This is a genomic window from Pseudomonas fluorescens (assembly GCF_002837185.1).
In the GTDB taxonomy this organism is placed as follows: domain Bacteria; phylum Pseudomonadota; class Gammaproteobacteria; order Pseudomonadales; family Pseudomonadaceae; genus Aquipseudomonas; species Aquipseudomonas fluorescens_AM.
Window position 1 is genome coordinate 55,066 of record NZ_KZ477993.1, and the last position, 12,727, is coordinate 67,792.

The 12,727-nt window shown below is 62.1% G+C and carries 13 protein-coding genes; 12 read left to right on the forward strand and 1 reads right to left on the reverse strand.

Features of this window, described 5'->3' with window-relative positions:
- Positions 1–29: 29 nt before the first annotated feature.
- Entirely contained in the window at positions 30–2,354 is a 2,325-nt protein-coding gene (locus CIB54_RS10870; protein ID WP_065893825.1) for a TonB-dependent receptor, read from the forward strand.
- Here the strand turns inward: CIB54_RS10870 and CIB54_RS10875 are convergent.
- Positions 2,325–3,512 carry a CynX/NimT family MFS transporter gene (locus CIB54_RS10875; RefSeq protein ID WP_065949992.1) on the reverse strand — a complete coding sequence of 396 codons (1,188 nt, stop codon included), beginning with the start codon at positions 3,510–3,512 and terminating at the stop codon, positions 2,325–2,327. The two genes, CIB54_RS10870 and CIB54_RS10875, sit on opposite strands and share 30 nt — an antisense overlap.
- 102 nt (positions 3,513–3,614) lie before the next feature.
- Between CIB54_RS10875 and CIB54_RS10880 the strand changes: the two genes are divergently transcribed.
- The 11 genes from CIB54_RS10880 (at position 3,615) to CIB54_RS10930 (ending at position 12,627) form a co-directional block, all read left to right on the forward strand.
- On the forward strand, positions 3,615–4,481 hold the full coding sequence (locus CIB54_RS10880) for a LysR family transcriptional regulator (protein WP_101219770.1): 867 nt from the start codon (positions 3,615–3,617) through the stop codon (positions 4,479–4,481).
- Between the two features lie 222 nt (positions 4,482–4,703).
- Positions 4,704–5,510 carry an energy transducer TonB gene (locus CIB54_RS10885; RefSeq protein WP_101219771.1) on the forward strand — a complete coding sequence of 269 codons (807 nt, stop codon included), beginning with the start codon at positions 4,704–4,706 and terminating at the stop codon, positions 5,508–5,510.
- 28 nt (positions 5,511–5,538) lie between these two features.
- Complete coding sequence (locus CIB54_RS10890) at positions 5,539–6,258, forward strand: MotA/TolQ/ExbB proton channel family protein (RefSeq protein WP_065949995.1); 720 nt, start codon at positions 5,539–5,541, stop codon at positions 6,256–6,258.
- Position 6,259: 1 nt separating this feature from the next.
- On the forward strand, positions 6,260–6,661 hold the full coding sequence (locus CIB54_RS10895) for an ExbD/TolR family protein (RefSeq protein ID WP_065949996.1): 402 nt from the start codon (positions 6,260–6,262) through the stop codon (positions 6,659–6,661).
- A 243-nt stretch (positions 6,662–6,904) separates the two neighbouring features.
- Positions 6,905–7,486, forward strand: a complete 582-nt coding sequence (locus CIB54_RS10900; RefSeq protein WP_101219772.1) for an alpha/beta hydrolase — start codon at positions 6,905–6,907, stop codon at positions 7,484–7,486.
- Between the two features lie 47 nt (positions 7,487–7,533).
- On the forward strand, positions 7,534–8,460 hold the full coding sequence (locus CIB54_RS10905; protein WP_065949998.1) for a sigma 54-interacting transcriptional regulator: 927 nt from the start codon (positions 7,534–7,536) through the stop codon (positions 8,458–8,460).
- 106 nt (positions 8,461–8,566) lie between these two features.
- The gene (locus CIB54_RS10910) at positions 8,567–9,349 is read left to right on the forward strand and encodes a MetQ/NlpA family ABC transporter substrate-binding protein (protein ID WP_065949999.1); all 783 of its coding nucleotides are present in this window, start codon (positions 8,567–8,569) and stop codon (positions 9,347–9,349) included.
- A gap of 354 nt (positions 9,350–9,703) precedes the next feature.
- Entirely contained in the window at positions 9,704–10,369 is a 666-nt protein-coding gene (locus CIB54_RS10915) for an amino acid ABC transporter permease (protein ID WP_101219773.1), read from the forward strand.
- Entirely contained in the window at positions 10,350–11,009 is a 660-nt protein-coding gene (locus CIB54_RS10920; RefSeq protein WP_065950001.1) for an amino acid ABC transporter permease, read from the forward strand. Before CIB54_RS10915 ends, CIB54_RS10920 begins: the two co-directional genes overlap by 20 nt.
- Positions 11,006–11,782 carry an amino acid ABC transporter ATP-binding protein gene (locus CIB54_RS10925; protein WP_065950002.1) on the forward strand — a complete coding sequence of 259 codons (777 nt, stop codon included), beginning with the start codon at positions 11,006–11,008 and terminating at the stop codon, positions 11,780–11,782. The genes CIB54_RS10920 and CIB54_RS10925 overlap by 4 nt, the downstream gene beginning before the upstream one ends.
- The gene (locus CIB54_RS10930; RefSeq protein ID WP_065950003.1) at positions 11,779–12,627 is read left to right on the forward strand and encodes a transporter substrate-binding domain-containing protein; all 849 of its coding nucleotides are present in this window, start codon (positions 11,779–11,781) and stop codon (positions 12,625–12,627) included. The genes CIB54_RS10925 and CIB54_RS10930 overlap by 4 nt, the downstream gene beginning before the upstream one ends.
- Positions 12,628–12,727 lie beyond the last annotated feature (100 nt).

Consider the following 12,727-nt stretch of genomic DNA (forward strand, 5'->3'; position numbering starts at 1 on the left):
CTGGATATTCCTGGGTTCCGGAGCCGCCCATGAGTCTGTTCAAGCCCGTTGTACCCTTCAAGCGCCTGCCCCTGGCGATGCTGCTGGCGGGCAGTGCCAGTTGGACCCCCAGTCATGCTGCCGAGCCGGCTCCGGCAGGCGAGAGCGCCAGTGGCCAGTTGGAAACCGTCACGGTCACCGCGCGGCGGCGCACCGAGAGCGCCCAGGCGGTACCGACGCCCATGAGCGTGGTCGGCGGCCAGGCGCTGGAGAGCCAGCGGGTGTATCGCATTCAGGACCTGCAGCAGCTGGTGCCCAGCGTCAACGTCGCCTATATGCATGCGCGCCAGTCCAGCGTGTCGATTCGCGGCCTGGGCAACAACCCGGCCAGCGACGGCCTGGAGGGCAGCGTGGGGTTGTATATCGACAACGTCTACCTCGGGCGCCCCGGCATGGCGGTGTTCGACCTGATGGACATCGAGCAGCTTGAGGTATTGCGCGGCCCGCAGGGCACCCTGTTCGGCAAGAACACCACGGCGGGGGTGATCAATATCAGCACCCGCGCGCCGAGTTTCACCCCGGAGCGCAGCATCGAAACCTCGTTGGGCGAGGACGGTTATTTCCAGACCAAGGGCACGATTTCCGGGCCGCTTACCGATGAATTGGCCGGGCGTTTTTCCGCCTATCGCACGCGCAGCGACGGCGACATCAAGAATGAACATGACGGCCACGACCTCAATGGCGGTTCGCGCCAGGGCTTTCGCGGGCAACTGCTGTACAAGCCCAATGAGGCCTTCAACCTGCGCTGGATCGGCGACTACAACGAGGAGGACTCCAGCGCCGGTACGCGCGTGCTCTACAGCACCGGGCCGACCATCAACGGCACCAACCTCTATCAGTCCCGGGCCAACGCCGCGGGTGCGACCCTGGTCGATGGCACCCACCGCAAGGTCAACCTGGACAACGACCAGCACGTCACCGTGTTTCAGGGCGGCACCTCGCTGGAGGCCAACTGGACCTTGCCGAGCGATTTCACCCTGACGTCGGTCAGTGCCTATCGCTGGTGGAATTTCACCCCGCGCAACGATGACGGTCTTAACGTGCCGGCCTCGTATAACGCCGGCGTATCGGTGGAGGACAAGCAGTGGTCCCAGGAATTTCGCCTGGCTTCACCCCAGGGCGGGTTTTTCGATTACGTGCTCGGCGCCTACTACTTCGGCTCTGACCTGGATAACAAGTCCTTCGCCTATTACGGCCCCCAGGCCGACATCTGGAACGGCACGCCGAGCGGCGCGTTGAGCAACGTGAGCAGCATCGGCAACGGGCATATCCGCACCGACAGTTTTGCGCTGTTCGCCCAAGGCACCTGGCACCTGACCGAACGCCTGGATTTCACCGCCGGCCTGCGCGGCACCTATGAAGAAAAAAGTGCCTGGGTAACACGCAATGCGCCGCTTGGCGGCGCTGCGGTCAGCGGCGCCGCAGCCACGGCGCGACGCGGGCGTACCGGGGCGTATGACTCGGGTGACCTGACGCAGTACAGCGCCACCCCGTCGGGGCTGCTCAACCTCAGTTATCACTTCAATGACAACCTGCTGGGCTACGCCACGCTGTCCCACGGCGAGAAGTCCGGCGGCGTCAACCTGGCGGTGGGCTCGGCGCCGACGGCGGGGGCCGACTCGCTGTTGATCGGCACCGAGCGCGCCAACAACGCCGAGTTGGGTTTCAAGAGCACGTTGTGGGATCGCCGCCTGCAGCTCAATGCCAACCTGTTCTGGACCCAGGTCAATGGCTACCAGACCAACGCCTACGACCAGGACAACCGTGTGCAGTACCTCACCAACGCCGGCTCCGTGCGCTCGCGGGGGGTGGAAGTGGAAAGTACGCTGGTGCCGATCAAGGGCCTGACGCTGAACCTCAACGGCTCCTTCAACGATGTGAGTTACCTGTCTTACAAGGACGCGCCATGCCCGCCGGAAGTCAGCCTGCGCCCCGGCGCACCGACGTCCTGCGACCTCACCGGCCACCAGGTGGTGGGCGCGTCGAAATGGATCGCCAACGCCAACGGCGAGTACAAGTGGAACCTGGATAATGGCTTTGAACCCTACGTCACCGCCAGTTATGCCTTCCGCTCCAAGGCAGTGGGCACCGTGGAGGACTCCGACTACGGGCAGATCCCGGCCTATGCGCTGGTCAACCTCTCCACCGGCCTGCGCGGCAATTACCAACAGGGCCAGTGGGACGTGTCGCTGTGGCTGAAAAACGCCTTCGACAAAACCTACTACACCACCCTGTGGACCGGCGGCAACGGCGGATACGAAGGCCTGCTGGGCGCCCCGCGTACCCTAGGCGTGACCGGGCGCTACGACTTCTAGCCCGCTGCGGTAGGTGGCCGGGCTGAACACCCGCGTCACCAGCAGCATGGCCAGCACGGTCAGTGTCAGCACGATCCAGGCGCTGACAAAGTTGCCGGTCAGTTCGCGCAGCCAACCGGTCAGCCAGGGCGAAACGGCGTTGATCAAAAAGCCCACGCCCTGGACAAAGGCGGCAAGTTGCCCGGCCTGGCGCGGGTCGCGGTGATGGTCGAGGGTCAGCAGCAGGCTCAGGGCGAAGCACGCGCCCAGGCCGAAGCCGCACAGGGCCACCCACACGTGGGGAAAGGCCTGCGGCGCGATGATCAGGCCGAGGTAGCCGAGGGTTTGCGCCACCAGGCTGATGCCGAGCAGCGGGCGACGGTCGATGCCGCGTTGCGCCAGCACCGGCATCAGCAGCGCAGCGATCACCTGGAAAATGGTCATGAACGCCAACAGCGAGCCGCTGGGCAGCACGCCCCACCCGAGCTGCTGATAGTAGGCGGGCAGCCAGGCGACCATGCTCATATAGCCGCAGTTGACCAGGCCGAAATACAGCGCAAGCAACCACGCGCGGCGGTTGCGCAAACCCTTGAAGGCGGGGGCGACGTGTGGGTTCCTCGCGGCGCCCAGCGGCAACCACGCCCAGAGCAACAAGGCGCCAAGGGCCGGCAACAGCCACACACCCAACCCGGCCTGCCACTGCTGGAAGTGCGTCGCCACCACCGGGCTGAGCAGCGCGGCCAGCCCGCCGCCGGCCATCAGTGAGGCCGAATACACGCCCATCGCCACCGGTACGCGGTGATGAAACTCACGCTTGATCATCGCCGGCACCAGCGCCTGGATCAGCGCCACGCCCGCGCCGCCGAGCAACGCGGTGACCAGCAGCGCCGACGCCTGGCCCATCAGCCAGCGCGCCAGGCACGCCAGCAGAATCATCACCAGGCCCAGGGCGATGCCGCGTCGTTCACCGAGCCGCGCTTCCACGCGCACGCCCACCAGCGCCACCAACCCCATGCAGATCACCGGCAGGCTGGTCAGCAGGGCGCTGCTCTGGAAGCTCAGGCCGGTGGCCTGGCGGATTTCACCGAGCAATGGGCTGATGGAACTGAGGATCGGCCGCAGGTTGAGGCCGAGCACTACGAGCAGGCCCCAGCCGGCAAAGGATTTATTGAGGGTCATGCAGCGCCTGTGCACTCGGTAAAAGAGGCGTGAGTATGGCCAGCGTCCCGAGTATTCTGAAATTAAATATAACCATGCCTATCAGTGGCAAAGAGAATGATCATGTTCGATCCGGTATTGCTGCGCAGCTTTGTTGCCGTGGTGGACTGCGGCAACTTCACCCGCGCCGCCGAGCGCCTGCATTTGACCCAGTCCACCGTCAGCCAGCAGATCCGCCGCCTGGAAGATGCCGTGGCGTGCCAATTGCTGGACCGCGATCAACGGCGTGTCGTCGCCACTGCCGAAGGCGAGCGCTTGCTGGCCTATGCGCGACGCATCCTGGCGCTGCATGAAGAGGCCGCCGATGTGATGATCAGCCAGCAAAGTGACGGGGTGCTGCGCCTGGGTGTGCCGGAAGATTTTGCGGCGCAGCGGTTGATGCCGCTGCTGTCGGCGTTTGTGCTGGCCTATCCACGGGTGCGCCTGGAGGTCACCAGCGGCCTGGGCCCCGAGTTGCAGCACCAATACCGCAGCGGTGAGTTCGACGTGTTGCTGGTCAAGCAGATGGGCAGCAGCGATGACTGCCTGGCCTCGTGGCCCGAGCCGCTGTGCTGGGTGGACAGCCGCAGCACGCCGTGCCTGGGGCGCGACCCGTTGCCATTGGTGGCGTTTCCCGTGGGCGGCCTGTACCGCAATGAAATGCTGCACCACCTTGAAGTGGGCGGCTGGCGCTGGCGTATCGGCTATTCCAGCGCAAGCCTGGCCAGCGTGTGTTCGGCCGTGGCGGCGGGGTTGGGCGTGAGTCTGTTGCCGCTGAGGGTGGTGCAGGCCGGGCATGTGGTGTTGGGCGCAGAAAGCGGTTTGCCCGTGGTGCAAGGCGTGCGCCTGGCATTGTATGCCCGCGCCGGCCTGAGTGCGGCGGGGCAGTGTTTGCAGGCTGAACTGTTCGATTTGTGCGCAAACAGCCCCGTTGGGCCATGCCTCTACTGAATATTTTGCATGCCTGAAAAGCATTGGAAAATTCGACCTCGGCGCCAGGCCGCGCAAACTGTGGCTTTGGCGTATGAGTCAGTTTTGTATATTCAAATTAAGCATAAGCATAACTTTAAAGAATACTTTAAGAGATAAGCGCCTAGCCCGATGATTCAACCCTGGACGGCCTGCCACGCAGGTCCGCCGGTTTTTTGGTTGAAGACCGTAGGGAGTGAATCAATGGGCAATGTCCAGACCGCCGCCCGTGCCTCCGAGGCGCAAGGGCGCCTGGCACCGAGCGGTGAGTTGGTCGACCTTGGCCGGCCGCACCGCGCGCCGTTGGGGCAGTTGCGCCTGCAGCAGACCCCCAAGCGGTTTTCCAGCCGGCGCGAAGGCGTGCTGTTGGGATTGTTGGTGCTGGCCTTGCACGGCGCGGTGATCTACTGGGTGAGCCAGAAGCCCACCCCGGTGCTGCCGGTGGTGCCGCCGGAAATTCCGCCGATGACCATCGAGTTTTCCCGGCCGGCGCCGCCGGTGGTTGAACCACCGCCGCCGGTGCCGCCGCCACCTCCGGTGCTCGAGCCACCGCCGCCGGTGGTGGATGAGTTGGCCGCCAAGCCGGCGCCGCCCAAACCGGTGGTCAAGCCCAAACCCAAGCCGCTGCCAAAACCTGAGCCCAAGCCAGCACCCAAGGCCATCGAACAGCCGCCCGCGCCGCCTGTACCGGCGCCCCCGGCACCGGTTGCTGCACCCGCGCCGGCGCCGGTGACGCCTGCTTCGGCCAACGCCGCGTACCTGAAGAATCCGGCGCCGCAATACCCGTCACTGGCTCAGCGGCGTGGTTGGGAGGGCACCGTGTTGCTGCGGGTACACGTATTGGCCAGCGGCAAACCCGGTGAGATCCAGCTCCAGAAAAGCAGCGGTCGCCAGCAACTCGATGACGCCGCATTGGCCGCCGTGAAGCGTTGGAGCTTCGTGCCGGCCAAGCAGGGTGAGGTGGCCCAGGACGGTTGGGTCAGCGTACCGATCGATTTCAAGATTCATTAATTATTCAGCGGCACAGAGGGAAAACATCATGGCTTTGGCATCTCCACTTGAATCCATCGAAAGCGCGGTGATCTGGTTGCTGGTGGTCTTTTCAGTCGCCACCTGGGGCTTGGCATTGTTGAAGGGCGTGCAGTTCGGGCGTCTCAAGGCCCAGGATCGCAAGTTTCACAAACAGTTCTGGGCCGCATCGAGCCTCGACGCCGCCGCCGAGTTGGCCGACACCCAGCCGGGTGCGGCGGCACGGGTGGCCCAGGCCGGGTATGCCGCGATCCAGGTGGGCGATACCCCGCACGCGGCTGACCTGAGCCAGGCGATCAATCATCAGGACCGCCTCGAGCGCGCCTTGCGCCAGCAGATCGTGCGTGAGCGCCGCTCCCTGGAAACCGGCTTGGCGGTGGTCGCCAGTATCGGCAGTACCTCGCCGTTTATCGGCCTGTTCGGCACCGTGTGGGGCATCATGGAGGCGCTCAAGGGCATCAGCGCCGCCGGTTCAGCCAGCCTGGAAACCGTGGCGGGGCCCATCGGTGCAGCACTGGTCGCGACGGGGGTGGGGATTGCCGTCGCGGTGCCGGCGGTGCTGGTCTACAACTATTTCCTGCGCCGCCTGAAGCTGACGGCTGCCGACCTTGACGACTTTGCCCACGACTTCTACAGCCTGGCGCAAAAGAACGCCTTCCGCGTGCTGCTGCATCCGGCGCTGAACAAAGCCAGCGTCGGCAACCCGCAGAAAGTGAAGGAGGCGTCCTGAGATGGCCTTTTCCACGCAAGACAGTGATGAGGTGCTGAGCGAGATCAACGTCACGCCGCTGGTGGACGTGATGCTGGTGTTGCTGGTGGTGTTTATCGTCACCGCGCCGCTGCTGACCAACTCGATCCCGATCAACCTGCCCAAGACCGAGGCCGTGGCGCCGGTCGAGCAGAAAGACCCGCTGGTGGTGAGCATCGACGGTGCCGGCAAGCTGTTTATCAACAAGGACGAAATCCAGCCGGACCTGCTGGAATTCAACCTGCAGGCGGCCAAGGCCAAGGACCCCGATGTGCGGGTGCAACTGCAGGCTGACGATGGCGTGAACTACGGCGAAGTGGCACGCGCCATGGCGTCTATCGAGCGCGCGGGGATTACCAGGCTGTCGGTGATAACGGCGCGGTAGGGCGCAGCGGCAGGTTTCAAGCTGCAAGTAAAAGCAGGTTTGTTTGCAACGCATAACGCGATGCCGTTTTTCAGGCCGTCTCCTTGGCAGGGTGCGGCCTTTTTTTTGCCTCTAACTTGCAGCTAGCAGCTAACCACGTGAATCTTTTTTTGGTTATTAATAAATAGCTTCTTATTCCTTAACGAATATAAACCGCATCCCTATACTGATCAGCAACGTTAAACGCTGCAGGAGGGCACACCCATGCACAGCGAGTCGATTCGTTACCTGATCGTGCCGGGCTGGCAAGGATCGCCAGAAGAACATTGGCAAAGTCACTGGCAGAACAGCCTGCCCAACAGTGCGCGCGTGGAGCAGGACGATTGGCTGACCCCGCGCCGCGAAGACTGGGTGGCCGCGTTGGCTGAGGCCATCGCCGCCGACAGCACGCCGGTGATCCTGATCGCCCACAGCCTGGGTTGCATCACCGTGGCGCACTGGGCGGCCACTGCGCCTGTGCATTTCCTGCGCCAGGTACGCGGTGCGTTGCTGGTGGCGCCGGCGGATGTCGAACGTCCGGCCTGTGCCCCCGCCCTGCGCAACTTTGCGCCGATTCCTACCGACCTGCTGCCGTTTCCCAGCCAGGTGGTCAGTTCCGACAACGACAGTGCCGTCAGTGCGCCACGGGCATTGGAGCTGGCGCGTCATTGGGGCGCCGAAGCCGGAATATTGTCGGGCGCCGGGCACATCAATGTGAAGTCCGGCCACCAGCGCTGGGAGCAAGGCTTCGCCTACCTCTATCGCCTGCAAAGCCGCCTTGAGCATCACGCGCGACGCCGCGCATAAAATATTTCAACGCCCCGTCCCTTGAGTGGATGGGGCGGGAGCCTGCCATGAGTCTGCATGAAACCTACGGCCAGCCGTTGCTGACCTTCCCCGACGCCGAAAAGAGCCCGCTGAGCATCCGCGCCAAAGCGTTGGTGTTCGTCGACCCACGTTCGCGGCAGCTGCGCGAGGACCTGGAAAACCTGGCACCGCGTGCGTTGCCCGTGTTGATTCGTGGCGAGACGGGGAGCGGCAAGGAGCTGCTGGCGCGGCATATCCACCGGGGCAGTGACCGCACGGGCCTGTTTGTGTCGGTCAACTGCGGTGCGATCAGCCCGACGTACGCCGATGCGGAATTGTTCGGCTATGCCGCCGGCAGCCACAGCGGCGCGGCGAGCAGCCGGGCCGGGTGGTTCGGTTCGGCCAATGGCGGCACCTTGTACCTGGATGAAATCGGCGATTTGCCGTTGCCGATCCAGGTCAAGTTACTCGCCGCCCTGGAAAACCACGAAGTCACCCGTGTCGGTGCCCAGCAGCCAAGCCCGGTGGACGTGCGCCTGGTGGCAGCTACCAGTATCGACCTGGCCCAGGCAGTGGCGGCGGGCAAGTTTCATGAGCGCCTGTTCCATTACTTGAGCGAAGGTCAATTGGACCTGCCGGCGCTGCGCGAGCGGGTCGGCGACATCCTGTCCCTGGCCGAATACTTCCTGGGTATCTACAGCCAGCGCCTGGACCTGCCGGTGCCGCTGATCAGCGACGCCGCCCAGCGCGTGCTGGAGCACCACAGCTGGCCGGGCAATACCCGCGAGCTGGAAAACGTCATTCACTTTGCGCTGTTGGTGAGCAGCGGCGATGAAATTCTGCCGGAGCATCTGAACCTGCCCAGCGCCGGTTCGCCGCTGGAGCAGGTGCGGCGGATTTTCGCGAGCGCCAGTCCCGCGGAACAGGAGGCCCTGCGAAAATTCCTGTATGAGCAAAATGGAATATCAACGTGAATAAAAGATATTGTTCGGGAATAAAAAATCTAGGTATTGTCCACCCCACGCCGCGATAGCACTTCGCTGGCACCTCACATAAAAACGGTCGTTAGAAGGACATTGCATGAAAAAGGTTCTGTTGTTTACCGCACTGGCGGCTGCCCTGACGGCCAGCTTCGCCCAGGCCAACGAGAAACTGGTGGTGGCCGCCACCCCGATCCCCCACGCCGAAATCCTCGAGCTGATCAAGCCAACCCTGGCCAAGGAAGGCGTGGACCTGCAGATCAAAGTCTTCACCGACTACGTACAACCGAACGTGCAAGTGGCCGAGAAGCGCCTGGACGCCAACTACTTCCAGACCCTGCCGTACCTGGAAAACTTCAACAAAGGTAAAGGCACCAACCTGGTGACGGTGGTCGGCGTGCACGTCGAGCCTATCGGTGGTTACTCGAAAAAAATCAAAAATATTTCCGAGCTCAAAGATGGCGCCACCGTGGCCATTCCGAACGAAGGCTCCAACAGTGGCCGCGCCCTGTTGCTGCTGCAGAAGAGCGGTTTGATCACCCTGAAAGATCCGACCAACGCGCTGTCCACGCCGAAGGACATCAAGGACAACCCGAAAAACCTCAAATTCAAAGAGCTGGAATCGGCTCTGCTGCCGCGCGTACTCGACCAGGTTGACCTGGACGTGATCAATACCAACTACGCACTGGAAGCCGGCCTGAACCCGGCCAAGGATGCGCTGATCATCGAAGACGCCAAATCCCCCTACGTGAACTTCCTGGTTGCTCGCCCGGACAACAAGGACAGCGACGCTATCCAGAAGCTGTCCAAGGCGTTGACCAGCCCGGAAGTCAAAGCTTTCATCGAGAAGAAATACAACGGCGCGGTGGTGCCGGCGTTCTGATGTAAGCCAACACCCCCTTCAAGGTTTCAACGCCGACGGCTACTACAGCGTCGGCGTTTTTTTGTGCCGGAGATTTGTAACACAACCAGAAATGTGGGAGGGGGCTTGCCCCCGATAGCGGTGTGTCAGCCGGCATATCTGTCACTGACACTCCGCCATCGGGGGCAAGCCCCCTCCCACATTGGGTGCTCTGCGAACCAGAAATCCACAGGTTAGCTTTTTGAGTGATATCTATATGTAATTTCGGTATTTAAAGTTTACTTTTTATACCTTTAAAGTTCGCGCTACCCGACGTTATCCACGCCGGAACGGACTGCGCTCGCGGCATTACCCATGCGGCGATATGGACTTCACATGACCTTCGATTTGGCTTTTATCCTCAGCACCTTGCCCGCGTTTCTGAAGGCAGTCGGGGTGACGCTGCAAGTCGGCTTGATCGCGATTGCCAGCTCCATGCTGGTGGCGCTGATCAATGCGGCGCTGCTGGTGTTTCGCACACCCTTTCTGTCGCGGCTGGTCGCTCTGTACGTGGAGCTGGCGCGTAACACGCCGCTGCTGATCCAACTGTTCTTCGTGTACTTCGCGCTGCCGGCCCTGGGCGTGAATATCTCCGGGTTCTGGGCGGCGATCATCACCATGACCTTTCTCGGCGGCGCGTATCTCACCGAGGTGCTGCGCGCCGGCGTGGAGGCGGTACCGCAGGCGCAGATCGAGTCGGGCAAGTCCATCGGCCTGTCCGACTGGCAACTGCTGCGCCATGTGATTTTGCCCCAGGCCGGCATTCTCAGCCTGCCGGCGTTGTTCGCCAATTTCATCTTTCTGCTCAAGGAGACCACGGTGGTTTCCGCCGTGGCGGTGCCGGAGATTCTCTACACCACCAAGAGCTACATCGCGCTCTACTACAAGACCTACGAAATGCTCGCCGTGCTGACACTGATTTGCGTGCTGCTGTTCCTGCCGTTGTCGCTGCTGCTCAGCCGCCTGGAACGGAGGCTCCAGCATGGCCAGTTCGGGTCTTGAGTTGTTGTGGGTGTCGTTGCCGCAACTGGGCAAGGGCGCTGCGCAAACCCTGTCGATTTCATTTTTGAGCATCGCCTTCAGTACGGTCGGCGGCGTGCTGTATGGCGTGCTGCGGACTCTGAACAACACGGTGATCAACGCTGTGCTGCGGGTGTACCTGGAGCTGTTCCGGGCGATACCGGTGCTGGTGTGGTTGTACCTGCTGTTCTTCGGCCTGCCGATCTTCTTTGGTTTGAGCCTGCCGAGTTTCTGGTGCGCGGTATGGGTGTTGTCGCTGTGGGGTGCCAGTGAGGTCGGTGAAGTGGTGCGTGGCGCATTGCATTCACTGCCGCGTGGCCAGCGTGAAGCGGGCTTGTCGATCGGGCTGTCCGCCCCGCAGTTGTACGGCTATGTACTGCTGCCCCAAGCCCTTAAACGCATGACGCCGCCGACCATCAACGTCTACACGCGCATCATCAAGACCAGTTCGCTGGCGGTGCTGATCGGTGTGGTGGATGTGATCAAGGTCGGCCAGCAAATCATCGAGCGCACCTACGAGTCGGTATTGATCTACGGCGCGCTGTTCCTGTTTTTCTTCTTTATCTGCTACCCGTTGTCGGCCGCCTCCAAGGTGCTGGAACGGCGCTGGGCCCAAGCATGAGCGCATTGATCGAGTTTCAGGGTTTCAACAAATTCTTCGGCCAGGCGCAGGTGCTCAAGGGTATCGACCTGAGTGTGCAAAGCGGCGAAGTGGTGGTGATCCTCGGCCCCAGCGGTTGCGGCAAAAGTACCTTGCTGCGCTGCCTTAATGGGCTGGAAGTCGCCCACAGCGGCAGCTTGCGGTTTGCCGGCCTTGAGCTTCTGGGCAAGCACACCGACTGGCGCCAGGTGCGCCAGGACATTGGCATGGTGTTCCAGAGCTACCACCTGTTCCCGCACATGAGCGTGCTCGACAATATTCTGCTCGGCCCGCTCAAGGTGCAAAAACGCGACCCGCGTGAAGCCCGCGCGCAAGCTGAAAAATTGCTCGAACGCGTGGGCCTGGCCGACAAGCGCGATGCCTTCCCACGCCAGCTTTCCGGCGGTCAGCAGCAACGCATCGCCATCGTCCGTTCGTTGTGCATGAACCCGCAGGTCATGCTGTTTGATGAAGTCACTGCCGCCCTCGACCCGGAGATGGTCAAGGAAGTGCTGGAAGTCATCCAGGGCCTGGCCCGCGATGGCATGACCCTGCTGATTGTCACCCACGAAATGGCCTTCGCCCGCGCCGTCGCCGACCGCGTGGTGTTCATGGAGGCCGGTCGCATCCTCGAACACAACACCCCCGAGGCATTCTTTACGAACCCGCAAACCGCACGCGCGCAGCAGTTCCTGGAGAAGTTCTCCTTTGTTTCAACACTGCCCAAAAAGCGCAAGGAACCGGAGCTGATATGAAAAAGTTACTGCTGCCACTGTTGGCCGTCGCGTTACTGGCCGGCTGCGATAAAAAGGCCGAAGAGCCCACCAAACCTGCGGCTGTCAGCTACATCGACAAAATCAAGGCGCGGGACAAGCTGATCGTCGGCGTCTTCACCGACAAGCCGCCGTTCGGTTTTGTGGATGAGGCCGGGCGTTACGTCGGCTTCGATACCGACCTCGGCCGCCAATTTGCCAAGGACCTGTTGGGCGATGAAAACAAAGTCGAATTCGTCGCCGTGGAGCCCGCCAGCCGCATCCCGTTCCTGCAGAGCGACAAGGTCGACCTGATCCTCGCCAACATGACGGTCACGCCGGAGCGCAAGGAAGCGGTGGACTTCACCAATCCCAACCTGAAAGTCGCGGTACAGGCCCTGGTGCCGAACGACAGCGCGGTAAAGAGCCTGGATGATTTGGCGACCCGCACCACCATCGTCACCACTGGCACTACCGCCGATATCTGGCTGACCAAGAACCACCCGGACTGGAAACTGCTCAAGTTCGAGAAAAACTCCGAGTCGCTGCAGGCGCTGTCGGCCGGCCGTGGCGATGCTTACGCGCAGGACAACCTGGTGCTGTTCAGCTGGGCCAAGCAGAACCCCGGCTACCGTGTGCTGGAGCAGAAACTCGGTGATGAAGCACCGATTGCCCCGGCGGTGAAGAAGGGCAATATCGAACTGCGCGACTGGGTGAATGCGGAGTTGGCGAAGTTGGGTGAGGAGAAATTTTTGCTCAAGCTGTATGACCACTATGTGCGTAAAGAGCTGAGCGATGACACCAAGCCTGAGAGTGTGATTGTTGAAGGCGGGAAGTGGCAGGGCTGAAACCTGATTTTTGTGCTGACTGTACTGGCCTCATCGGGGGCAAGCCCCTCCCACACTGGACCGGATTTACAAAATCTGACGTGTGAATACAGTCCAATGT